General features: G+C 59.7%; 19 protein-coding genes. 3 read left to right on the top strand and 16 right to left on the bottom strand.

Translation table 11 applies throughout. The annotated features are described in order from the left end of the window. Positions 1-49 precede the first annotated feature (49 nt). From AC07WT_RS35285 to AC07WT_RS35315, 7 genes are all read right to left on the bottom strand, one after another. On the bottom strand, positions 50-1,120 hold the full coding sequence (locus AC07WT_RS35285) for a rhodanese-like domain-containing protein (protein ID WP_494951122.1): 1,071 nt from the start codon (positions 1,118-1,120) through the stop codon (positions 50-52). A 147-nt stretch (positions 1,121-1,267) separates the two neighbouring features. After that, positions 1,268-1,921, bottom strand: coding sequence for a peroxiredoxin (locus tag AC07WT_RS35290; RefSeq protein WP_492591678.1), 654 nt, complete (start codon positions 1,919-1,921; stop codon positions 1,268-1,270). A 366-nt stretch (positions 1,922-2,287) separates the two neighbouring features. Beyond that, positions 2,288-3,115, bottom strand: coding sequence for a putative hydro-lyase (locus tag AC07WT_RS35295; protein WP_494950536.1), 828 nt, complete (start codon positions 3,113-3,115; stop codon positions 2,288-2,290). A 62-nt stretch (positions 3,116-3,177) separates the two neighbouring features. Further along, positions 3,178-4,500 carry an MFS transporter gene (locus AC07WT_RS35300; RefSeq protein ID WP_494950537.1) on the bottom strand — a complete coding sequence of 441 codons (1,323 nt, stop codon included), beginning with the start codon at positions 4,498-4,500 and terminating at the stop codon, positions 3,178-3,180. Positions 4,501-4,616: 116 nt separating this feature from the next. Further along, a complete protein-coding gene (locus AC07WT_RS35305; RefSeq protein ID WP_494950538.1) occupies positions 4,617-5,567 on the bottom strand; it encodes a 5-oxoprolinase subunit C family protein in 951 nt (316 codons plus the stop codon). After that, the gene (gene pxpB, locus AC07WT_RS35310; protein WP_494950539.1) at positions 5,564-6,331 is read right to left on the bottom strand and encodes a 5-oxoprolinase subunit PxpB; all 768 of its coding nucleotides are present in this window, start codon (positions 6,329-6,331) and stop codon (positions 5,564-5,566) included. Before pxpB ends, AC07WT_RS35305 begins: the two co-directional genes overlap by 4 nt. A gap of 91 nt (positions 6,332-6,422) precedes the next feature. Next, the gene (locus AC07WT_RS35315; protein WP_492594940.1) at positions 6,423-6,857 is read right to left on the bottom strand and encodes a VOC family protein; all 435 of its coding nucleotides are present in this window, start codon (positions 6,855-6,857) and stop codon (positions 6,423-6,425) included. Positions 6,858-7,045: 188 nt separating this feature from the next. Between AC07WT_RS35315 and AC07WT_RS35320 the strand changes: the two genes are divergently transcribed. Then, positions 7,046-7,927 (top strand): LysR family transcriptional regulator, encoded by an 882-nt coding sequence (locus AC07WT_RS35320; protein ID WP_492594939.1) that lies wholly within the window; start codon positions 7,046-7,048, stop codon positions 7,925-7,927. Positions 7,928-7,973: 46 nt separating this feature from the next. Here AC07WT_RS35320 and AC07WT_RS35325 read toward each other — a convergent pair whose 3' ends face one another. From AC07WT_RS35325 to AC07WT_RS35335, 3 genes are all read right to left on the bottom strand, one after another. Then, positions 7,974-8,372, bottom strand: coding sequence for a hypothetical protein (locus AC07WT_RS35325; protein ID WP_494950540.1), 399 nt, complete (start codon positions 8,370-8,372; stop codon positions 7,974-7,976). Positions 8,373-8,463: 91 nt separating this feature from the next. Next, positions 8,464-9,858 (bottom strand): undecaprenyl-phosphate glucose phosphotransferase, encoded by a 1,395-nt coding sequence (locus AC07WT_RS35330; protein WP_494950541.1) that lies wholly within the window; start codon positions 9,856-9,858, stop codon positions 8,464-8,466. A 40-nt stretch (positions 9,859-9,898) separates the two neighbouring features. Further along, positions 9,899-11,413, bottom strand: a complete 1,515-nt coding sequence (locus AC07WT_RS35335) for a mannose-1-phosphate guanylyltransferase/mannose-6-phosphate isomerase (RefSeq protein WP_494950542.1) — start codon at positions 11,411-11,413, stop codon at positions 9,899-9,901. A gap of 610 nt (positions 11,414-12,023) precedes the next feature. Here AC07WT_RS35335 and AC07WT_RS35340 point away from each other — a divergent pair. Further along, positions 12,024-13,271 (top strand): O-antigen ligase family protein, encoded by a 1,248-nt coding sequence (locus AC07WT_RS35340; RefSeq protein ID WP_494950543.1) that lies wholly within the window; start codon positions 12,024-12,026, stop codon positions 13,269-13,271. Positions 13,272-13,362: 91 nt separating this feature from the next. Beyond that, entirely contained in the window at positions 13,363-13,998 is a 636-nt protein-coding gene (locus AC07WT_RS35345; protein ID WP_494950544.1) for a phosphatase PAP2 family protein, read from the top strand. Here AC07WT_RS35345 and AC07WT_RS35350 read toward each other — a convergent pair. From AC07WT_RS35350 to AC07WT_RS35375, 6 genes are all read right to left on the bottom strand, one after another. Beyond that, entirely contained in the window at positions 13,974-15,164 is a 1,191-nt protein-coding gene (locus AC07WT_RS35350; protein WP_494950545.1) for a glycosyltransferase family 4 protein, read from the bottom strand. The two genes, AC07WT_RS35345 and AC07WT_RS35350, sit on opposite strands and share 25 nt — an antisense overlap. Before the next feature lie 53 nt (positions 15,165-15,217). Beyond that, positions 15,218-16,534: a lipopolysaccharide biosynthesis protein gene (locus AC07WT_RS35355; protein ID WP_494950546.1), complete on the bottom strand. Its 1,317-nt coding sequence runs from the start codon at positions 16,532-16,534 to the stop codon at positions 15,218-15,220. 39 nt (positions 16,535-16,573) lie between these two features. Continuing rightward, positions 16,574-17,584, bottom strand: coding sequence for a glycosyltransferase family A protein (locus AC07WT_RS35360; RefSeq protein WP_494950547.1), 1,011 nt, complete (start codon positions 17,582-17,584; stop codon positions 16,574-16,576). 131 nt (positions 17,585-17,715) lie between these two features. Then, positions 17,716-19,158 (bottom strand): hypothetical protein, encoded by a 1,443-nt coding sequence (locus AC07WT_RS35365; RefSeq protein ID WP_494951123.1) that lies wholly within the window; start codon positions 19,156-19,158, stop codon positions 17,716-17,718. A 21-nt stretch (positions 19,159-19,179) separates the two neighbouring features. Continuing rightward, the gene (locus AC07WT_RS35370; RefSeq protein WP_494950548.1) at positions 19,180-20,295 is read right to left on the bottom strand and encodes a glycosyltransferase family 4 protein; all 1,116 of its coding nucleotides are present in this window, start codon (positions 20,293-20,295) and stop codon (positions 19,180-19,182) included. Positions 20,296-20,352: 57 nt separating this feature from the next. Next, positions 20,353-22,626 (bottom strand): polysaccharide biosynthesis tyrosine autokinase, encoded by a 2,274-nt coding sequence (locus AC07WT_RS35375; protein ID WP_494951124.1) that lies wholly within the window; start codon positions 22,624-22,626, stop codon positions 20,353-20,355. Positions 22,627-22,882: the final 256 nt, after the last annotated feature.

The raw sequence follows: 22,882 nt of genomic DNA on the forward strand, positions 1-22,882 counted from the left end.
ATTGAACCGCTAAGCCATTGAACCGCCAAACCGCTATGGCGAAGGGCGGCTACATGCTGCCGTTCTCGACGGCGCGGCCTTCCGCGCGCCAGCGAAGCATGCCGCCGGCGAGATTGGCGACGGCTTCGAATCCTGCCTGCCGCAGGATCGCCGTGGCTTGCGCCGACCGTCCGCCGGCCCGGCAGACCGTCACGATCGGGCGCTCCCGCGCGAGTTCGCTGGCGCGTGCGGCCAGCTCGCCAAGTGAAATGAGCCGGGCATCAGGAATGCGCCCTAGCGGCCCGTCGAACTCGGCAGGCTCGCGCACATCGACGATCTGGACCGAACCGGGATTGTCCTCGAGCCATTGCGGATCGATTTCCCAGATGCCCGCAAAGGTGTAGGTCAGCGGCGCCCAACCGGGCTCGGCCATTTGCGTGGGATCGCACGCGGCGAGCCCGCATTTCAGGTTCGCCGGCACCGCAACGTCGATCTGCCTGGGATGCGGCAGACCCAGATTCGTCATGTAGACAGCGAAGTCGTCCTCGCAGAGCGCACCGCCCAGGCGCGGATTGAAGCGCCGCTCCTCGCCCACGCTCGTGACGGTCAGACCGCGATAGTCGTGGGCCGGGTAGAGCAGGCACGTGTCGGGCAGCGTGAAAATCTGCTCGTGGACAGCCCGGAACATCGCGCGCGCATCGCCGTGCTGGAAATCCGTCCGGCCGGTTCCGCGAATCAACAGGCAATCGCCGGTCAACGCCATGCTCTCGTCGTCGAGCACGAGGCTGATGCAGCCATTCGTATGACCAGGCGTGGCACGCACCGTCAGATACCGTGCGCCGAATCCGCATCTGTCGCCATGGCTCAGGTAGCGGTCCGCGCCCTCGGCGCCGCTCGCGGCCGATATCGCAATCCGGCTGCCCGTGCGCTGCTTGTGCAGCCACGCGCCGGTCACGTGATCGGCGTGAACGTGGGTGTCGATTGTATAAAGCAGGTGCAATCGCAGCTCGTCGATCAGTGCCGTATCGCGGCGTACCTGCTCGAATACCGGATCGATCAGCACGGCTTCCGCGGTTGCGCTATCGGCAAGAAGATAGGTGTAGGTGGACGATTGCTGGTCGAACAATTGCCGGAAGATCAGCACGATTGCGCTCCGTCGCCCGCGCTTACGGGCCCTTGAGAATGGCGGCGGAACCAGCGCCGCCGAACCGCCCTGCAAACCGCAGGATTCACGGCGGGCGCCGGCCCGGATTGGCCGGCACTCGCCGCGCGGTTTCAGCCGCCCCCGTTACATCGGTTGCTGCACGTACCGCAGATACGGCTTCAAGGTTTTGAATCCCTGCGGATATTTCTTCTTCGCGTCATCGTCCGAGACGGATGTCGGAATGATGACGTCGTCACCCGGTTTCCAGTTCACCGGCGTCGCCACCGTGTGCTTTGCGTTCAGCTGCAGTGAATCGAGCAGGCGCAGCACCTCGTCGAAATTACGGCCCGCGCTCATCGGATACACGAGCATGGCCTTGACCTTCTTGTCGGGTCCGATGAGGAAAACTGAGCGTACCGTTGCGTTGTCCACGGCGGTGCGCGGGCCGCCGCTCGCGTTCGGGTGAATCATGTCGTAGAGCTTCGCGACGCTCAGATCCGCGTCGCCGATCAACGGGTAGTTGATGGCATGTCCCTGCGTTTCTTCGATGTCCTTCACCCACTTCTGGTGGTCGCTGACGGGGTCCACGCTGAGTCCGATGATTTTCGTGTTGCGCTTGTCAAACTCCGGCTTGAGCCCCGCCATGTATCCCAGCTCAGTGGTGCAAACGGGCGTGAAGTCCTTCGGATGCGAGAACAGGATCACCCACTGGTTGCCGATCCACTCATGAAAATGGATCGTCCCCTCGGTAGTTTCGGCGGTGAAATCGGGAGCTTCTTCTCCTAATCGAATCGACATCTTCATCTCCATGGAACGGGTGCGCCAAGGTATCGCCGCCGCTGTCGAAGCGGCGACGCCCGGCTACCTGGGTTGTAGTCAGACGAATGGTTGCTTGACGATCGGCCGCCGGCTCATTGGACTGCTTATGGGACTCTGCTCATTGGCCTGCACTGCGGGGAGAACCTTCCGCGAACGCAGCAGATTCAGAGGCCCCTTTCAATAGCCGTAATGCGGGAGGTCGCGTCTATAGCGTAGAACAAAATAAGGCTTTCACTATGGCCATCATGCAGTGCAAACCCGCAGGCCGTTGCGGCGACGGGATGCTCGCTGTGGTGCCGGGGCGTGGCACCGGCGGTGGCGGTGGCGGTGGCGGTGGCGCCAATCTTACCGAATCAGCGTCAGATCCTCGGTCCTGACATCGCAAACCAGCATGTAACCCGGGGCATGAGTGATGCATATCGGCGGCCGCGCTTCCACCGCCGCAGCCTGAGGCGTGACGCCGCAACCCCAGAAAACCGGGATCTCGCCGGCGCGGATTTCCGTCGGCTCGCCCTCATCGGGCACGTCCACGTTCGCGATGCCGATCAGCGCCGGATCGCCCATATGGACCGGCGCACCGTGCGCACCCGGCAACGGCCGGCAAACCTCGTAGGCGATCGCTGCCTCGGCCGGCGTATACGGCCGCATCGACACGACCATCGGTCCGCGAAAAGCGCCAACGGGTTTCGTCTGAATGGAGGTGCGGTACATTGGAACGACCTTGCCTTCGTCCACGTGCCGCACACGCAGCCCCGCCGATTCCAGAGCGTGCTCGAACGATAGCGAACAACCGAGCACGAAACCCACGAAGTCCTCCTGCCAGATTGCGGAGATATCGTCCCGCTCCTCCACGAGAGCGCCATCGCGCCAGACCCGATAGCGCGGAATGTCGGTGCGCAGGTCGACGTCATCGCCCAGCATTGGCACAAGACTGCTGCCGGCCTCGGTCATGCCGATGAGCGGACAAGGCGTGGGGTTGGCGCGGCAGTACCCGATGAAATCCCCGGCCCACGACTGCGGCAGAATCACGAGGTTTCCCTGCGCAAAGCCAGGCGCCATGCCGCTCGTGTTGCCGTTGAAGCCGGCACGGATGCGTGCTCTCGCAGCGCGAGGCGTGGCCGCCCAGCCGGGCAGGATATTGCCTCGTGGCGCTTCGCTGATTGCCTGGTTCATGACAAGGTCTGCAAGCCGGAGCGGGTTGATATTGGGTTGAATTTCGTCCGGCGGATCGGCCTTTACTGCAAGGAGGCATCCGCCGTTTCGCGCGTCCTGGTCAGCGTCAACAAACCGATTGCCGCCGCACCGACGAGCAGGAACGCGGGACTCAGCAGGTTGCCGGTCTTGCCGATCATCGCAGTCGCAAGGTAAGGCGTCACGCCGCCGCCGAGAATCGCGCCGAAATTGAAGCTGAAGGCCATCGCGGTGTAACGGACCCGCGTCGGGAATTGCTCGGCATAGGTCGGATATCCAACCGATTGAACGACGGGCATCGGCAGCGCGACGATAAACATCGCGAGGAAAGCGAGAGCGAGATTCTGGTGGTTCATGAGCATCATCATCGGGAACACCAGCACGATGTATCCGGCAAAACCGATCGCCAGCACGCGGCGGCGGCCGATGCGGTCGGACAGTCCGCCCCACACCGGCATCAGCACGGCCATCGACATGCTGACGATCGACATGATCCAGTAGACGCTCGCCTTGTCGTATTTCAGGTAGGTGGTCATGTAGATGTTCATGAAGACGAAGCCCACCCAGTAGCCGGCGTTCTGTCCGAACGAAATCAGGAAGACCCTCAGCATGGCCGCGCGATGATGCGCGAAGACTTCCTTGAACGGCGCTTTCAGCGGCTCGCTGTGTTCGAGAGTCTTCTTGAATGCCACCGACTCTTCGACCCGTTTGCGCACATAAGCCGATATCAGCACGAGCGGAACCGCCGCGAGGAAGGGAATCCGCCAGCCCCAGTCGTGCAACTGCGACGAGCTGATGACCGCGGTGGTCAACCCGCAGACTGCCGCGGCAAGCGCGCCGCCCAATGCGACACCGACCGGCGTGAACGCGCCGTAAAATCCGCGGCGTCCGCGAGGCGCGGATTCAGCGACATAAGCAGCTGCACCGGTCACTTCCGCGCCCGAGAAAAATCCCTGCGCGAGACGCACGACGAGGAGCGCCGCCGGCGCGAAGACACCTGCGCTCGCCGCGGTCGGCAGCAAGCCGACGACAGCGGTCGCAATACCCATTCCGATCACCGTCACCAGCAGGATGGCGCGGCGCCCGAGCTTGTCGCCGAGACGCCCCAGCACGATTCCGCCCACTGGCCGCATGAGGAACGCACTGCCGAAGATCGCCAGGATCGAGAGCAGCGCGGCAGTCGGATTGTCAGACGGGAAAAACAGCGGCCCGATTACCGCGGCCATGTAACCGTACACGCCGAATTCGTAGTATTCGATCGCGGTTCCGACAGCCGCGGCAGTCGCTGCCTTGCGAGCGACGTGTTGGGTCGAGAGGGGCGCAGGCGGAATGTCTGCGTCGAAGGTGGCGGTTGGGACGTGGGGCATTTTGCGTTCCGTTGTGAGGATGAAAGATGGACTACGTCTCGCCGAGGCCGGGGTTGAAGTCGGCGTTGCGGTCGGGGTTGAAATCGCTGCGGAAATCGCGCTTCAGATCGCGACGATCACGCACGGCACCATTGCGCGAGCTGCGCAAAACTTCGCTCCTGGGACAGCAACAGGCGCTGTGCCTCCGCAAGATCGACCCGCTCGAAGCGCACATCGTCTCCGGGTATCCGCTGGGCAAGCCGCGGCAAGTCGACAGCGCATACGTGCGCGATCTTCGGGTAGCCGCCGGTCGTCTGGCGGTCCGCCATCAGGACGATCGGCTGACCATCGGCGGGCACCTGAATCGCGCCGAAACCCACGGCCTCGGACACCACTTCCAGAGGCGCAACGAGGCTGAGCGCCGGGCCTTGCAGGCGATAACCCATGCGGTCGGACTGCGCCGTGATCTGGTACGTCTCGCGCTCGAGAGCCCGCCTCGCGTCCGCCGTGAAGTAGCGCCATTCGCGCCCAGGCGTGATCCTGATCGGCGCGTCATTCGATAACAGCACGTCTTCCGAAAACACCGTTTCTGGAGAGAGCGAGACGCTACGGCACGCGAAGCTTTCCTGAGTGAACAGCATGTCGCCCTTCTTCAAAGGCCGGCCGGCGTGCCCACCGTAACCGCCGCGTGCGAACGTGCTCGCGCTGCCCATGACCGGCTCGATCGAAAAGCCGCCGCGCACCGCGAAATACGTACGCAGCCCTGCATGACGAGTGCCGAACGATATTTCGCAGCCCGCCGGCACCTCCAGGGAGCAATCGCTGAAGAGCGGCTGTCCGTCGAGCTGGCAGTCGAGATTCCCGCCACAGAACGCAATCGTCGCCTTCTCGTGAAACCTGAGCGTCGGTCCCATCAACGTGATTTCGAGCGTCGGCACAGTGGGCGCGTTGCCCACCAGCGCATTGGCCAGCCGGTGCGCCCGTTCATCCATCACGCCGTTGACCGGAATGCCGAGATGCTGATGGCCCACGCGGCCGAGATCCTGAAACGTGCTCAACGCACCCGGCTTGATGACTTCGATGCTCATCGCGCGGCTCCCGCATACCGGCTTGCCGATTCATAGGCCTGGAACTGCTCCGGCGTGATCGGCATGAAGCGGATCCGGTCGCCCGCGTTCACCAGACACGGCGTATCGCGCGACGGATCGAACATCCGGCATGGCGTGCGGCCGATCAGATTCCAGCCGCCCGGCAGCGTCATCGGATAGATGACGGTTTGCCGGTTGGCGAGACCGATGGAGCCGGGCGCGACCGCCGTGCGAGGTGTCGCGCGCCGGGCCGGCGACAGGCGTTCGTCGAACATGCCGATGTACGGGTGTCCCGGTGCGAAGCCGAGCAGCATCACGTCCACCAGCGAATCACTGTGCAGCGCGATGATTTCGCCGGTGGCGAGACCGCACGAGCGGGCCACTTCGTCGAGATCCGGCCCATGTTCCCCGCCGTAGCACACGGGAATCTCCACGACGCGCGCCGACTCGGGCCGCACCTCAGATGCGCTTTCCAGCAGGCCGGCCACCGCGTTCGCCAGCGCGTCGTAAGGGGCTTGCGTTTCATGCGAGAGCGGCACTCGCGACGGCGCGTAGTGAATGCCGACAGTCGTCATGGCGGGCGCGATGTCGATCACAAAGTCGAGCTGCGCGGCCGCCACGCGCGCCGCAAAGTCTCGCGCCCGGCGGTTCTGCTCGACGCGGCCGCTTCCTGCTACCTCGATGATCAGCAGGCTCTCGCCCGACGGAAAGAGCGACCATGAACTCTCAGGCACAGCTTCCGGCAGGACAGGTTCGCTTTTCATGGGACATGATCCGGCTGCGGGGCAGATTCGACGCAATGAGCGGCGCGATAAGCAGTGCCGTCATTCGGGAAGCGAATACACGGCTGAACGCTTACTTCGCGAACAGCGACTCGATATTGGCAAACGCCTTGATTTCAAGCGCGTTGCCCGACGGGTCGAGGAAGAACATCGTGGCCTGTTCGCCCACTTCGCCCTTGAAACGGATGTGAGGCTCGATGATGAAGTCGATGCCGGCCGCGCTCAGCCGGTTCGACGCGGCGTGCCACTGCTCCATCGGCAGCACGACGCCGAAGTGCCGGACCGGCACGGCGTCGCCGTCTACTGCACTGGTCGTGCGGTGACCGGCTTCTCCCGGCGCCAGATGGGCCACGATCTGATGACCGTAAAAATTGAAGTCCACCCAGTCGGCGGCGCTGCGGCCTTCCGGACAGCCCAGCAGATCGCCATAGAATTCGCGCGCCGCGGAGATGCTGTGAACCGGAAATGCGAGGTGAAAAGGAGAGATGACGGCAGTCGTGTCGCTCATGGTCGGACCGATATAAGTTGAATGATTGAGCCGGCGACGGGCGCGCAACCGCGCCATCCCGCCGTGCTGGAACGACCCGGAGGCCACACCATGAGAAGCAGTCTAGGGATGACAAAAATAGCGAAAAAGCGATATATTTTTACCCTCAGCAACAATAATTTCGATCAATCGATCGAATCAATCGACCCATGATGCGAGAGCTGAAGACCTTCCTGGCTGTCGTGCGCTACGGCACCTTTGCGAGCGCCGGCTCGCATATCGGGCTGACGCAATCGGCCGTCTCCGCGCAAATTCAACGGCTGGAAGAAGACCTTGGTTTCGCGCTCTTCGATCGAACGGGCCGCTCCGCGACGCTCAACGAAGCCGGCAAACAAACGGTCAAACTGGCCGAAGATGTCTTGTCCGCTTACGCGCGGCTGGCGGAGAAAGGCGGCGACGCGGAGCGCTCGGGCATCCTGCGCATCGGCGCCATTGCATCGGCGCAAGCGTCGTTTCTCATCAGCGCGATTCAGCAGTTCCGTCAGCATTCGCCCGGATGGAGAATTCGCGTCGTTCCCGGCGTGTCGCTCAATCTGCTGACGCAGGTGGACTCGGGCGAGGTGGATATCGCGGTGATCATCAAACCGCCATTCGCGTTGCCCGCCGAGTTGCAGTGGCGCACCTTGATTACCGAAGCCTTTGCGCTGCTGGTTCCCCGCGAGCTGGCGGATCAGCCATGGCGCACGCTGCTCAAGACGGAACCCTTTGTGAGGTACGACCGGAATTCCTTCGGTGGCCGGCTCGTCGATCGTTTCCTGAGAAGGATCCGGGTCACGGTGCACGACGTGGTCGAACTGGATGAACTGCAGGGGATCGTGGGGCTCGTCTCGCACGGCGTGGGAATTTCGCTGGTTCCCGAGGCTGCCGCGCTTCACTTGCCGGAGAATGTCGTCGCGCTGTCTTTGGGAGAAGACACGTTCAACCGTGAAATCGGCCTCGTGCAGCGAGGCACACAACATCAGCAACGCGCGATCGAGCAGTTTTCCGCTTGCCTGGGTTCCGCGATCGATGCGCTTGGGCAAGCCGGGTGAAGAGGTGTCGTTGCGGTTGAGGGCGGTTATTGATCAAATACCGCGATCAAATACCGCGCGCCGTCCGTTGTATAAGTTCTTTAACCCGTCGCGCTATGTTGCTCAATACGCTCCTGCGCGCCTTGGCGTCCGGTTGTCTGTGCACCATATGTTGCAGATCCTCCCAGTCCTCCTCCAGAGAACGCGCATGACCCGCCGGTGTATGCGGCCATTCGACGACTACCGCAGCTCGCGCGACCGTCCCGCGCTGGCCGTCCTCGAACCTGTCCAGATACGCGTTGATGGCCAACGCCTCCCGCAGAGCCGCCTCCTGAGAACGGGTGGCAATGAAGTCGTTAAGGCCTTCGATATGGACGCACCACAGCCTTTCGCCCACTTCCGGACTCCGTACGGCTCCCAAGTCGCCGACCTCTGATCCCTCCAGCTTGAGCAAAGTTTGTTCCATTTCAAACAGGCCTCATGACGCAATGAAGCAGGTTGCCATTGTCAGTGCGGATTTTCCCCGCGTGCTCGACCCGGGGCCTCAATCTAAGGCATCAGTAGGCGTTAGGATGATGCAGCCCTTTGAATACAGTCGCAAAGATGATCTTCACATCAAGCCTGAATGACCAGTTCCGGAGGTAATACAGATCGTGTGCTACGCGGCCCTCCATCTTCTCAATGCGATCCGTTTCGCCGCGGAAGCCATTTATCTGCGCCCATCCGGTGATGCCAGGCTTGATGCGATAGCGATGGATGTAACCCAAAACAATGTTCTGATAGAGATCGTCGTGTTCAAGCGCGTGAGGACGCGGTCCGACCACCGACATGTCGCCGCGTAGCACGTTGAAGAATTGGGGCAATTCATCCAGGCTGGTGCGGCGAAGGAATCCACCCACGGGAGTGATACGTGGGTCGCCGCGCGTGGCCTGTTCGAGAATTCCCTGCTTCTGCTCATGCAGGCGCATCGTGCGAAATTTGTAAATCGTGAAGACCCGCCCGTCGGCCCCTTTCCGGGATTGCTTGAAGAATACCGGTCCGCGTGAACTCAGCTTCACTGCGATCGCACATACAAGCAGGATTGGCGACACTGCGAGCAATGCAGCCAGCGCAAAAAGACGATCGAATAGCTCCTTCTTCACCATCGCATTGGGCGGCAACGGCGATGCAGCCAGGTTGATCGTCGGAAAGCCCAGCAGGTCTGTTACGCCTCCTTCAAAAAGTGCCAACGCACGCACATCGGGCATGAAACGGATGTTGATCAGGTCATTGCGAAACTCGTCGACAAGCTTGAGAATCGCGCGCTCTTCGGTCAGCGGCAACGCCAACCAGACTTCACCGATGTTCTGTTCGCGAACGTACCGGGCGAACGCCGCATGATCTTCAAAAACCTGCACGGACGTCGTGGTCCTGCCCCTGGTTCTGGCCGTGTTGCCAGGCCGCAGGTTATAGAGCGCCTTTGGGCGGAAGCCGGCTGCGGGCGCCGCTTCCATCTTGCGAATAATCTCGTCGCAGTGTTCCCCGCATGCGGCAACCGCAACTTGCTGCAAATCCAGCCCGGCGTTTCTCACGCGCCCGAGCAGGACATGTGAGATCATCCGCCCGGCCATCATCGCAGCGCCAGAAATGCCGGTCCAATACGCAAACCAGAGACGAGAGACGAAGTCGATGCAGTGTAGCGAGAACATCAACGCCATTGCACAGGCTTGCACGACTAGCCAGCCGAGTGCGACGTGCCCTACAAGCGCTCTCTTGGAACGGCCGCGCCATGATTCGTAAACACCGAGCGCCGGGAACACGGCAAGCGAAAACGCCGCCGCGAACGCTACAAACGCCAGATAGAAACTTCGCTGCGAGACATCGTCGAAGCGGAATTGCGAGGCCACGACGGCACCCGCCAAAATCATCGCAACGTCGAACAATCTCGCCAGTAAACCTGTAATCAATCGCATTGCAGTCCTCCAGGAGCGCGCACGAGTCCGCCACGGCCGGTTAGCCGCACCGCCCATATTTGTCGTCGAATCTCACGATGTCGTCTTCGCCAAGATAGGTTCCCGATTGAACCTCGATGATCTGAAGCGGGACCCACCCGGGATTCTCGAGACGGTGACGCACGCCCAGCGGGATGTACGCCGATTCGTTCTCTCCCAGAAGGAACTGTTCTTCTCCGCGAGTGACGAGCGCTGTTCCGCTCACGACGACCCAATGCTCGGCGCGGTGGTGATGCATTTGCAAAGACAGCCGCGCGCCCGGATTCACGACGATTCGCTTGACCTGGAAACGGTCGCCGTGATCGATCGAATCGTAGAAGCCCCAGGGCCGGCGGACCTTTCTGTGCGCGTCGGCTTCGGGAGACTTGTCCCGCTTGATGCGCGACACGAGGCCCTTGATGTCCTGCACGTGCGAGCGGTCGGCGACGAGCACGGCGTCGTCAGTCTCCACCACGACCAGGTCGTTGGTGCCGACACACGCCAGCAGCCTTCCGCCTTGAGAGCGCGCGTAAGTTGCCGTTGCCCCTTCGAACAACACGCGACCGCTCGATGCATTACCTGACTCATCCTTTTCCATCGCCTCCCAGACCGCATCCCAGGAGCCGAGATCGGACCAACCCGCTTCAAGCGGCACGACTACTCCCATGCACGGAGAGTCGGGCTTGCCAAGATGTTCCATGACCGCGTAATCAATCGAATCGGATGGCGATCGCTGGAACTCCGCCTCATCGGGGACGACGCAACCATCTGCTTTCCGGGCGCTTTCATAGGCTTGAACACAAGCGGCGTACATCTCTGGCTGGAAGCGCTCAATGGCGGCAAGCCATACCGACGAACGAACCACGAACATGCCGCTGTTCCACCAGTAATTGCCAGCGCCGACATATTGAGCAGCAAGTTCCGCGGCGGGTTTCTCCACGAAACGCTCGATCTGATAAGCACCATCGCGCAACGCGCTGCCCAGGCGGATATAACCGAAGCCAGTATCGGCGCGGCTCGGCGGAACACCGAGCGTCGCGATCGCGCCGGCTTGCGCATAGCCGGCTGCGACAGCGATCGCATCATGAAGCGCTGCCAGATCCGTAATAGCATGGTCTGCGGGCATAGCGACCAATATGGCGTCCCGACCATCACTGCATGTGGTCAGCGCAGCCAGAGTTAGAGCGGGCGCGGTATCCCGGCGAGTTGGCTCCACCACGATGTGCGCATTCATCCCGCTTTCGCGAGCCTGTTCGCAAGTGACAAAGTAATGCTCCGCGCCACAAACGATCACGGGTTCCGGCGCGACATCCCACTTGCCGGCAAAGCCTTTCATCCGACCCATCGTGGCTTGCAGCAAAGTCTGGTTGTCGATCACGCCGATCAGCTGCTTGGGAAACTGCTCGCGCGACACTGGCCACAGGCGAGTCCCGGATCCGCCGGCGAGAATCACTTGCACGAGTCGCGGACTATCCACGAACGCTTCATTGATAATCGCAATATCTGTCTCGCCTGCCCCAACCGTCACCTTGCTCATTCAAAACTCCTCTTCAATGCAGCCCGATCCCGGACGCTCATGTTCATGCCCGAGAGCAATTCCTGCGCCGATGTCTCTTCACTTGATTAGTGACATGACGTCCGTGTCAACGGACATGACCAGCCGTTCCGTCTGAGGCAGCAGAGGACCAACGCGGTAACGGCGGATCGATTTCGATCCGTGCCCGTCACCGCTGCCATGGACAGACCGCGACTCCATCGCAAGCAAAATGAACGACACACGTCGACGTTCTGCTGGCGAGCAGAGGCCGCAACGGCTGTACTCGATGTGATAAATCATAGACGCGATACGCTGCAGCACGGCATTTCTGGCGCGAACCGTTGAGGTTTTGGCCACGCACGTCGGACCCATGCCCCAAACGCAGCGAATACCCCTGCTTTCCGCTCCGACAAATGACGGGCAACTTGGAAATCAACTTCTACACGTGGTACCTTCGTGTGAACGCGGCATTGTCGCAATCACAAAGGTAGGATTCCGATGTTGTCCATAGTCAGTACAGTTCTGGCGTGCTGTGTCGGATCTCTCGCGTATTTTTTATGGCACAGGCTGGTCGTCAAAGACTGTCTGATGTTCGTTTATGGAACCCGCAATGGCTTACATATCGTTATTTGCGCTATTCCTGACTGTCACCAATCTGGTACCCGTTAGCGCGGTGGGGTTCGTACCCCTCGTCTTCTGCTCATGGCGTTTCTTCGGAAGAAGCTATCCTGCATTCATCACACCGCTCACCGCGTTCACGCTTCTGGCGGTGGTCTCGACATTGCTTTACGACCCTCGATCATTCACCGAGTTTGACTTCTATCGGCGCGACGGTAATTTCTTCATCTCGTATGCACCCATTTTTGCCGGTTGCCTCTACGCGCACCGCTGGGACCTGAACAAAGTTCTCCGTGCGTTTTTCGTGTTCGCGGTGGCAATCAACATACCGCTTTACGCTTACTACATTCTAGAGACCGGGTTGCTGAGCATTTTCACCCATCCGGACGACAGTTTCGGCAGCTTCTTCATCGCTCGCAACGCGGCGGGAGGCTTCTTTGCCATGCTGTTTTGCCTGGGCGTGGCATGCTACCTGCAGAAGCGCAGCAACCTGCTTCTGGCGCAGCTTGGCATCAACGCACTGATGCTCTTCTCCACGTATAGCAGAGGGTCATTGCTGGGTGCCCTTGCAATCCTTCCCTATCTCTACTTCGGCCGCAAACGCTGGATACTGGCGACCTTGATGGCCTGCCTCGTCGTGGGCTCCATTGCGATGGCTGTCTACCATACCGACCCGACGGTCGACTACATGGGCTATACCTTCTCCATTCACAATCAGGATGCCAAAGTCGCCAATCTGGACATTCGATATGAATGGCTGTGGCCGCGGGCTCTTACTTACTTCCTGCAAAGCCCAATCGTCGGGCTCGGATTCGGTTCGTTCGACGACCATATCGGCAGCGTAGTCTCCTACTTCAACCTCCTGGGCATACCTTCAGATGTTGTCATCGAACATAGCGACTCCCATGCTCACAACTCCTACCTGAACATTCTCGCGGAACTCGGCGTGATCGGCCTCTTTCTGATGCTGAGTTTCTACTGGAAACTGGTTGAGTGGAGCAAGCAAGGTGCGGCCGCGGCCGCACTGATTGCACAAGGACGGAACTTCGCCGCCTTCAGATTTGTCGAGATATCGTCTGTTTGCCTTCTTGTGATGGCGGCGACAGAACATCGGCTAGTCTCGCCATCGAATGTTCTGATTCTTTCTCTCGTCATCTCCCTGTTACTGGCCTCGCGGTCAATCACCGCAATCGCGCCTGAACAGTATCGGCACGGGCCACGCGGGCGTATCCCATCCTGACAGCCTGTTCGCGCCGGTCTGATACGGTGCGAACAGGTTGCGCATCAGTCTCGCTGTGTCAGCTGAAGATCAGCGAAGAAGAGAGAATCCTATGTGGACCGTGTTCACCAACCTGGGCGACGCCGCCATCACGCTACCCGTGGCCGCTATCTGCGCCGGCTGGATCGCGCTATTCGATCTCCGCCTGGCATGCCGATGGATCGGCGCACTGGCCGCCGGCATGGCTCTGGTTGGCGCAACCAAGATCATCTACGCCGGGTGGGGCCTATCCATCCCGAGTTCGGATTTCCGCGTCGTTAGCGGACACACCATGCTGTCGACTTCAGTATGGATTGTGACGAACACCCTTCAATTGAAGTGGTGGCGTCAACCGCCGATACCAGGCATAGTCGCCGGCATGGCCATTGGGCTCCTGACCGGCATTTCCCGAGTCGTGGGCCACTCGCATTCGCTGCCCGAAGTGGTCACCGGCTGGGTTTTAGGCGTACTTGTGGCCGCGATATTCTTACGGGCCACTACTGGCATCCAGTTTGAGCGCTTCCGGCCTGTCTGGTCGACCATCAGCCTTCTGCTTGTCGCGACGCTCGCCTATGGACACAAAGCGCCGCTGCAACATCTCATTGAGACGCGCTCGCCGGAACTCCGCAGCCATGCGCCCTCCGTCCTCGCTCGCCTCGGTCGAATCGCCTATCGCGTCTATTCTCACGAAGCCACGTCGGCAAGATGACGCTCCTCAGTGAGCACCTGTTCGCTGACCCGATTCGGAAGAAACTGTTCGACGTGGCCGTATGGAATGCGGGAATCGATAAAATTCGTCAACGCCGCCTTGAAGTTATCAGACGAAAATCGCTCTGCGTTCTTGCGACATTGCCGCGGATCAAACAGATTGGCATTGTGTTCAAATCGGATGACCGCCTCCAGCAGTGCTTCCGGCGTCTGCTCCCCGAAGAAAACGCCGGTCGGTCTTTCAAGCGGCAGACCAACAACGGACTCGAGCGCACCGCCCCTGCCGAACGCGATGACCGGCGTTCCACATGCTTGAGCTTCCACCACCGAGATACCGAAGTCCTCCTCAGCCGCAAACACAAACGCGCGGGCTCGCCGTAAATGGTCGACAAGGACTTCCGACGATTGATGACCCAGGATCGTCACGTTTTCCCCGGCAATGGATTTGATCTTTTTCATCTCGGGTCCGTCTCCGATCACCACAAGCCGGCGCTCAGGTGTCTGCGAGAAGGTCCGCACGATCAGATCGATACGCTTATAGGGCACCATGCGCGACGCCGTAACGTAAAAGTCGTCCTTCTGCGTGCACATCGTCATGTTTTTCAAATCGACCGGTGGGTAAATGACCGTCGCTTCACGTTGGTACGCTTTCCGGATCCGCCGGGCGATGAATTGCGAATTCGCGACAAGGTGATCGACTCCGTTCGCCGAGCGCGAATCCCAGCCCCGGATGTAGTGAAGCAGAACGCGCGCCATCGCGGATTTGAGCCCCCTCGCCAGATGCGACTCCCTGAGGTATTGATGCTGCAAGTCCCAGGCATAGCGAATAGGCGAATGAACGTAGCTGACATGCACCTGGTTCGGTCCGGTGAGAACACCCTTCGCGACCGCGTGCGAGCTGGAAATGACGAGATCGTAGCCGGACAGGTCGACTTGTTCGATGGCGATCGGCATCAAAGGCAGGTATGCGCGGTAACGTTTGTGGGCAAAGGGCAGCTTCTGGATAAATGAAGTCTCGACGGATTTGCCCTTCAGGCACTCGCGATCTTCCATAAAATCCACAATCGCGAAGACGTCCGCTTTCGGAAAGCATTCGATGATGTTCTTCAGGACCTTCTCTGCCCCACCCGAAACCACTAGCCAATCGTGAACAATGGCAACTTTCACTTCGACCTCCTGTGAGATTAGGATCGAAACCCTACGTGTTCGACAAACATGATTCACTCGTCCTTTGCGGTGCCCGCCTGAGTCCGTGCGCCCCATGCAAGCCGAACCATCCCAACCGCCCGTTTGGCGCCCGGCACCAGGCCAAACAGTTCCAGGCGAATCATGGTGCCCATCAGCAATGCCGATAGCGTTGCTTCACCAATCACCCGCGCGAATGCCATTCCAATTGCGCCATATCGAGGCGCGAGGAAAAGTGCCGCTGCAAGATTGGCGAGACCCGACACGACTCCGACGACGGCAAGCAGCCGGTCCTTCTTCCGCGGCACGAACACGTAGAACGCGGCGAATTCGTTAAACGCAGCGAACGGGAACATCCACGCGAAACACTGAAGGACGCGAGCGCTCGGCTCGAAGGCGGCACCCAGTATCAAAGGCAGCAGGAAAGGCGACAACGTTAGCGCGCCGCATAGGATCAATAGTCCATAACCCATCAGCAACGTTGCGCCTCGCCGGGTAGTGGCGTGCGCACCGTCCCTGTCTCCTTGCGCGAGTTGCCGGGAAATCGTGGGAATGAACACTTGCGACGCCGGCCCCATCAGGCTGAGCCCGATTGTTGCGAAGCGTTCGGCGGCGCCGAAGTAGCCCACCTGAGCGGGGGTGGACAAGAGAGTCAGCAGGTAGGTCGACGACGCCGTGAGGACGACCGATCCCGACGAATAACAGAAGAGCATTGTCGAGCTTCGCAGGAGCGGAACGATTCCGGCTAACCTGAGACGCGGCAACCCCAGTTGAGCGGTTGTGAGACCGTATGAAATCGCAAGAGATGCCACGCCAGCGATCAACAGGCTCCCAAGCACCCATACGGAGTCCTTCGGCCCTCTCACCAGATTCAGAACCAGCACGAGGCTCAAGGCGAAGCCGAAAACTTCGATCATGATGGGCGTTCGAAAGTGCTGACGCCCCTGAAACAGCCACCCGAGATTCAAAGCGGAGACAATACCCAGCAGGGTCGCCAGCAGACCGATGACGGGTCGTTCCGCCAATGTGGGTGAATACATCGTGGCAACAATGCCGACACATCCACCCGCCAGCCCCAGCAAAAGACGCGCACTTACATGCAAGGAGTAGATGGCATTGCATTCTTCAGCCGATTTCGCGTTCGATACTTCGCGCATGCCGACGAAGGTGAATCCGTAGCTTACGAGCATCCATATCACGTTCATTAGTGACATCGACGCCAGGACGCGACCATATTCGGCCACACCAAGAATCCTGCCGTAGAACGGCACCACAATGATGAGATAAACGTATCTCATCACATACCCGCCGTAGACAAACGCAATGATGTTAGCGTTCTCTCGTTTATCCATACTGTTCCCCTTTGAACCGGATCGACACGCGTTCTGGACTTAGCGCTCGACCGTGCGACGACGGGCAAGCGGGTTGGTTATGTAACGAACCACAAAGTCAGAAAGTGGCGAGTACGGTACGAGACACAGACTTGATAAAGCGAGAGTGCCGAGCTTCTTCTTTAGACTCCAGAATGGGTTGGCGACGATCGTATGCAAATACCCGCGAGACTCCCGGAACATCCAGCGCCACCGTGTTAAAAGCGGCGCGCCGTAAACGGCCGCGCAGAAGCCAGCCTTCTCATGAGCAAAATCATGAAATGACACCGGAAGCTCGATCTGCAGCCGGGAACGTGCAATGTCCCTCAATATCGCCCACCGCATACTGAGGGCTTTCGGGGCCTTGGAGATTTTCTCCGAGTTAGCGAACGACGCAGTAGAGCCGACCGAGTTATGCACACGATAGCCCCCTAGCGATCTCGTGACGGTCGCGACAGGACCTAATAAAGCCGTACCGTAGATGGCGTAGAAGTCCGCTCCGTAGCGATTTACATTCTCCTCCGGAACCGGAAAAATGTGCCTTAGCGCGCTCACACGATACGCATTTCCCGACGCCGGCGGCGATGGATACAGCCACCCGCCCCGCAACAGCGCGCCGCAATTGGCAGGCGGCTCGGTGTGCGGCACATAGGCGCCAGTTGGCTTTCCCATCACGTCCATGACGTCCAGGCGAAACTGCACCTTCGTCCGATCACCGTCATCGAAGATCCGCATCACTTCGGATACGGCGCCCGGATACAGGACGTCATCCGAATCGAGGAAGATCACATATTCGGTCTCGAGAATCGAAATCGCACGATTGTAAGCGGATACCTGACCGCCGTTTTCCTTGAAAATCGACACGATGCGCGCCCCATATCTTTCAATGATTGCGCGCGACCCGTCGGTCGAACCATCGTCGACGACAATCACACGTGTTCCCGGATGGTCCTGCTCGAGCGCAGAGTCAATCGCCGTGGCCAGATAGTGCTCGTAGTTGTAGTTGCAGATGACAACGGTGGCTTGGTTCATGGTGTCTAGACGCTATCTAAAAGGGTCGGTCAGTGTGAATCCGCCGACAGTGAAACTGACAATTCCCGCAGCAAGCACGCAACGCACACCCCGCACACCCATTGCGCAGCGCCTCCCGCCTGTCTGAATTGCTACGATTGAGTATGGACAACGACATAAGCGAGGTGCTTCGGTGGATCGTTGTCCGGACCATTGACGCGACTTGGCACCTTGAATCGAATGTTCATGTTTTCGCCCTCCCACGTCAGACTGACATCGTCACGAGAACTCCGCAGGCCAGTCAGTGCGTCGATCAACTCGACATTTGCACGGCGCGACGGCGGCGGTTTGATCCCGGACGCAGTGACCGTTCGCCAGCCCGCGTCCGCGCTCAACTGAAGCACGATGTCTTGGCCGGAAAGTAGTGCACTTCCAGATACACCTGTACCGAACTTCAACGGTTTCGAAAAACTTGCAAGCGAGCCGGCAACGGTCTTACGAAGCACGATCAGACTTTTCCCCGATACGTTGTACGTCCTGTGAGGCGGCCCCCGATGTGTAAGACGGAACGGTTCGTAGCCATCCCAGTGATAGACCATGGAGAGATACTTGTCCGCGTCGGTCCAGTTCCGATCGAGCGCCCACACTGCAAAGTCAAAAAAATAGCGCGGCAAATAGTGCACATCCTTCATGTAGGCGTCACCGATTTCCGTTTGCCATATACCGCGAGCGGGACCATTCCTAACGTATTGCTGATAAAGCGAATCGAGATCGGCGACAGCGAGGTAATGCGTGTCGAGGTAGTCGACCCAATCGAGCATCCGCTCCTTCAAGACGGGGCTCCTGTACTCCAGCCATTTGCTGAAATTGGCAAGCCCCCCCTGATCCGGCCATCCACCGTAGACAACATAGGCCCCGTAACGGCGGATTATTCGTGCCGCCGGGATATGGATTCGTTCAACGTAGTCCTGCATGGCGCGCTCATAGGGCGCTGAGCGCTTCTTGTCGACGTTGAAATCCGGGCCGTGCCAGAACGTGGCCTGAGGCAATCCCCCGGACAGCTTGCCGGCCGCCTCGTTCCATATCTGGAAGTAGCGCAGGTTATAAGGCGGTGCGGAGTACTTGCGGACGACCGCTTCGACATATCGTTTCCACGCCTCCACATCCACGGGTGCCGAATTCGAGTCCCCCGGCACGCTCGCATTCCACGTAGGCGTATAGCCGAGCAACAGGAGAGATCCGATCCCGTTCCGGTTGTTTCGGATCAGAACCGACGGCAGATCGCTGTCAAATTCAGAGCCTGTCCTGTCGACGCGCATGACTTCGCCGGGCGAATCAGGTTGTCCAGGTCCCACAGAGCCGCGCCCCCAGCTGATGCCCATCTCGCGCCACATCTGAATGTCTCTAGCCGATCCGGGCCAGCCGTTTGTCCCGATCAATTCAGTGATCCTGCGCCCGGTGGCATCGTGCGTGCGGGAATCGGCCGGCAGCGCAAACGAGGTCTTCGCTCGCGTCATCGGCAGGACAGCCCCCGCGAGCGCTGCCAGTGTCCGCAACGCCCGCCGCCTGCCGGCACCGCAACCGGTCCGAAACATAAGCCTGCCCACCAGCATTCGCTAGCTCACCGACGCGCTGGGCGCAAGCTCGGACAGCCGGGTGCCAGTTTGGCCATACAGAATCTCCAGAATTTTCTGCGCCGAGCGCTCCCACTGATATTCCCGTGCATGAACCAGACCCTTTGTTCGATAGCGTTGCCGTAGCCCGTCGTCGGACATCATCAAAGAAACCTTTTCGGCGATGTCCTGAGCGGAGCTCGCGTCGCAATACATAGCGGCATCCCCACACGCTTCCGGTATCGAAGTACGCGAAGAGGCGATCACCGGGCAGCCACAGTACATCGCCTCGAGCGGCGGCAGCCCGAATCCTTCGTACAGGGAGGGAAAGACGAGGCAGCCAGCATTCTCATAAAGCGCTTTCAATTCACCATCTGAGACAAATCCCGTCCACACGACCTGTTTCGAGTGCGCCGTTCGCCCAATACTTTCGCTATTGAAGATACGCGGATTCTTGCCTCCGACAACGACGAACTTGACGTTGCCGAAATGCTCGAGCTGATCGATGGCTTCTAACGCGCATTGCAAATTCTTCCGCGGATCAAGGCTGCCGACAATGATGCAGTACGCGTCCTTCACAAGATGAAGCCGTCTCACTGTCGCGGGATTCGATACAACGCGATCCAGATGATCCGCGCCGGGCGGGACGACCGCGACGCGCGCCTCATCGATCTTCAGGTGATGACAGATCCGTCTTTTTGAAAATGTCGATACCGTCAGGATCATCGGCTTCATCCTTGGCAGTATGGAAAAGCAGATCCGGTACCACAGCAGAAACTTCTTCGAGAACCCTTGCGGGACGTCATAGACGGCCATGTCGTGGACCATCACGACCTGGCCGCGCTTGAAGATCGGATTGGTATTGCAGAGATTGAGAAGCGTCATTCCCCTTGCGGCGATTGGAAGCGTAATCTGCTCCCAAAGTGTGCCGCGCAGCCACGGAAAGCGCCTTTGATGCTTAAGCAGCGCACCCGGTTCGATGGCGTTTTCAGGCACGAAAACCTCCAGTTCGTCGCCAGGATTTGCGCGCATCTGCATGGCTCTCGTTAGTTCATAGGCAACTCTTTGAACACCGGTGATTTGCTGCGAGGTGAACTTTCCGTTGATTGCGAAGGCCATCAGGTTCTCCGTTTTTCGAATTGCAGAACATCCGGTCGCTACTCGCTTGCGACCCGGTCATTTCAGCGTTGGTTCGAGATCGCCAAAGTCGCTGGCGTAGTTCGTCGGATACCCGTAATACCGGGTACTACGCCGCAGCGGGATGCCATTGAAGACCGCGCCTGCCATGCGTCCCTCGGCGCGCTCCAACTTCTTGACCGTGTCGGCAATTTCCTGCTCGGTTTGCATTCCCGAGCGCAAGACAAGTAGCGATGCGCCGGCCTCACTGGCAACGATGGAGGCGTCAGTGACTGCGAGAAACGGAGGCGTATCCACAATTACCAGGTCGAACTGGTTGACGAGCTGCTCCAGTACATCCTTGAAGCGCGGCCTCATTAGCATCGCGGCGGGGTTCTCCGGACGCGCCCCGCATGACAGGAAGGACAGGCCGTCTATGCCGGTATGCCGCAGCGCATGACGCAACGCCATCCGCTCCGAGAGAACTTCGGAGAGACCGCCGCGGTTGTTCTGATCGAAAAACGACGCGAGGTGGCCGCGACGCATATCGGCGTCTACCAATACGACCCGCGAGCCGATCTCGGCATGCAGGATCGCCAGATTCGCCGCAACAAAGCTCTTTCCCGCAGACGGCGTCGGACCAATAACCATCAGGATGTTATTGCGCGCGTGCGCAAGGTCGCGCGTCACCGCGGTGCGCACAGTGCGAAGCGCCTCGACCGAGGGGTCGTTCGGAAAACATGCCGCGAGGACTCTGTTGCCATCAGCACGCAGGGAACCAGATGGATCCAGCTCATTGGCGCCACCCTGCAACCGGATATCGGATGTGGCTCGCTGGAACGGTAACGTAGTTCGCCCTCCACTGGTCGGCAGTGGTTTGCGTGCTCCATTCTGGGCGCTACGGTCGAGCAACACCTGCTGTTGACTGAATAGAATCTCGCCGAGCACCGGCACGCTGAATCGATGTTCAACGTATTTCGGATCCGTCACTCCAATCATGACGTGACGGCGCATGAAAACCAGGAGGATGCCCGACACGATACCGAGCACCACGCCGGCCGGCAGCACGAGCGCGGGATTCGGCTTGACGGGCCGGTGCGGCCTGACTGCAGCGTCGACGATATGCGCGCCTCCCGTCGTGCTCGCACGCCGCACCTGCAATTGCTCGGCTTTCTGGACCATACCTAGATAAATCGTCTCCGCGACCTTCTGGGCCCGGACGAGATCGACGCTTTCGCGTTCAGATGCCGGCATGCTGCCAAAACGGCCGTCAAATTCCGCCTTCGCGCTTTTCAACTGCTCGAGTTGTTTATCGACGCTCTGCACCCAGCGGCTCTCGGGCGTGAAGCGCTCCAGCAGTTGGGTACGCTGTAGTTGCAGACCCGCGATTTGCTTATCAAGGTCGAGCCCGCCCTGGAGGTAGGATTGCGCCTCGGTAGTCGGCTGCATGGACTGGGACGTCGCTCTGAAACGCTTGAGCGCTTCCTCGGACTTCCTGAGATCCGCGAGCAAACGGGGAAGCTCGCCGTTAATGAACGCGAGAGTGGTCGTGTCGTTGAGCTGCCGGCTGGCAACGGCAGCTGCAAGGTATTGCTTTCCTAGCGCGTCGGCGACTTCGGTGGCCTTGTCGCGACTCGTATCCGAATACTCTATTTGAAGCAGACCCGAGTCCTTAACCTTATCGCCAACTTTCACTACGTTGTCAAAGCGCTTGATGGCGTCAATTGAATTCCAGCGAATGACCTGGAATTCCGTGCCCGGTCGCGCGATCAATTGCTTCACCAGCATTGAAACGTCGTTTCCCTTCGCGGTCGCACCCACCGTCCCTTTGACCAGAACCTGACCAGAAGGACCACGCAACTCATACGCGCCACCATCAAGGGCAATCAAGGTCAATTTCTCTTCCTCGAGATCCTTTGGAACGTCCAGCGCACCGATCTGAACGCGTTCTCCTCCCCATGCGAACGTCTTCAATCCAAACCATGCTCCAGCCGGCTCACCAGGGGTGGCGAATTTTTCCGCGATATCGCCCAGCAGCGGAATCTTGTGCGGCGTCACGGTAACGTCGAACCGGTATTTCTCGATCACCGGCTCCAGTACCGAACGAGTCCGCATGACGGCCATTTCGGTAACCGGCGACGGCGCAGGCGGAGGAAGCGCCTCCTGACTCTGTATTGCGAGGCCGAGCGCATTCGGTTCTGGCGGATCTACGCGCACGAGGACGTCGGCAGAGTAGATCGGCGTGGCGATAAGCAGATAACCCACCGCCAGCATAGAGACAATCGCCGTCGCGGCCAGAATCTCCCAGACGTGGTCTCGCATCAGATTGAGCATTCCGCTCACGCTGAGTTGACTGCGCTCTACGTTGGCGGCAAAGGGGAGCGAATTCGAAGGGTAATAATCCAACGGTGTGATCCTTCCAAGTTCGATGGGCGATGTCATGGTTCGGTACCGATCCGCGGCACCGGTGTTTCGCAATCTGGAAGCGGCGCCGGCCAAATCGGATGCAGCACCCGCCCAACGCCGCCCTGGAGTTTCTGCTGGCTCGCATCAGGTTTAGGACCCGCTCTCAGGACTTCTTGAGCGCAGT

The sequence above is a fragment of the Paraburkholderia sp. GW821-FHT02A12 genome (genome assembly GCF_059422005.1).

Excerpts from the sequence above, each read along its gene's own strand:
- AC07WT_RS35355 (WP_494950546.1), bottom strand. The coding sequence starts at position 16,534 with ATGGATAAACGAGAGAACGCTAACATCATTGCGTTTGTCTACGGCGGG.
- AC07WT_RS35315 (WP_492594940.1), bottom strand. The coding sequence starts at position 6,857 with ATGAGCGACACGACTGCCGTCATCTCTCCTTTTCACCTCGCATTTCCG.
- AC07WT_RS35300 (WP_494950537.1), bottom strand. The coding sequence starts at position 4,500 with ATGCCCCACGTCCCAACCGCCACCTTCGACGCAGACATTCCGCCTGCG.
- AC07WT_RS35345 (WP_494950544.1), top strand. The coding sequence starts at position 13,363 with ATGTGGACCGTGTTCACCAACCTGGGCGACGCCGCCATCACGCTACCC.
- AC07WT_RS35290 (WP_492591678.1), bottom strand. The coding sequence starts at position 1,921 with ATGTCGATTCGATTAGGAGAAGAAGCTCCCGATTTCACCGCCGAAACT.
- AC07WT_RS35295 (WP_494950536.1), bottom strand. The coding sequence starts at position 3,115 with ATGAACCAGGCAATCAGCGAAGCGCCACGAGGCAATATCCTGCCCGGC.
- AC07WT_RS35340 (WP_494950543.1), top strand. The coding sequence starts at position 12,024 with ATGGCTTACATATCGTTATTTGCGCTATTCCTGACTGTCACCAATCTG.
- AC07WT_RS35365 (WP_494951123.1), bottom strand. The coding sequence starts at position 19,158 with ATGTTTCGGACCGGTTGCGGTGCCGGCAGGCGGCGGGCGTTGCGGACA.
- AC07WT_RS35370 (WP_494950548.1), bottom strand. The coding sequence starts at position 20,295 with ATGGCCTTCGCAATCAACGGAAAGTTCACCTCGCAGCAAATCACCGGT.
- AC07WT_RS35325 (WP_494950540.1), bottom strand. The coding sequence starts at position 8,372 with ATGGAACAAACTTTGCTCAAGCTGGAGGGATCAGAGGTCGGCGACTTG.
- AC07WT_RS35305 (WP_494950538.1), bottom strand. The coding sequence starts at position 5,567 with ATGAGCATCGAAGTCATCAAGCCGGGTGCGTTGAGCACGTTTCAGGAT.
- AC07WT_RS35360 (WP_494950547.1), bottom strand. The coding sequence starts at position 17,584 with ATGAACCAAGCCACCGTTGTCATCTGCAACTACAACTACGAGCACTAT.
- AC07WT_RS35375 (WP_494951124.1), bottom strand. The coding sequence starts at position 22,626 with ATGCTCAATCTGATGCGAGACCACGTCTGGGAGATTCTGGCCGCGACG.
- AC07WT_RS35330 (WP_494950541.1), bottom strand. The coding sequence starts at position 9,858 with ATGCGATTGATTACAGGTTTACTGGCGAGATTGTTCGACGTTGCGATG.
- AC07WT_RS35335 (WP_494950542.1), bottom strand. The coding sequence starts at position 11,413 with ATGAGCAAGGTGACGGTTGGGGCAGGCGAGACAGATATTGCGATTATC.
- AC07WT_RS35320 (WP_492594939.1), top strand. The coding sequence starts at position 7,046 with ATGATGCGAGAGCTGAAGACCTTCCTGGCTGTCGTGCGCTACGGCACC.
- pxpB (WP_494950539.1), bottom strand. The coding sequence starts at position 6,331 with ATGAAAAGCGAACCTGTCCTGCCGGAAGCTGTGCCTGAGAGTTCATGG.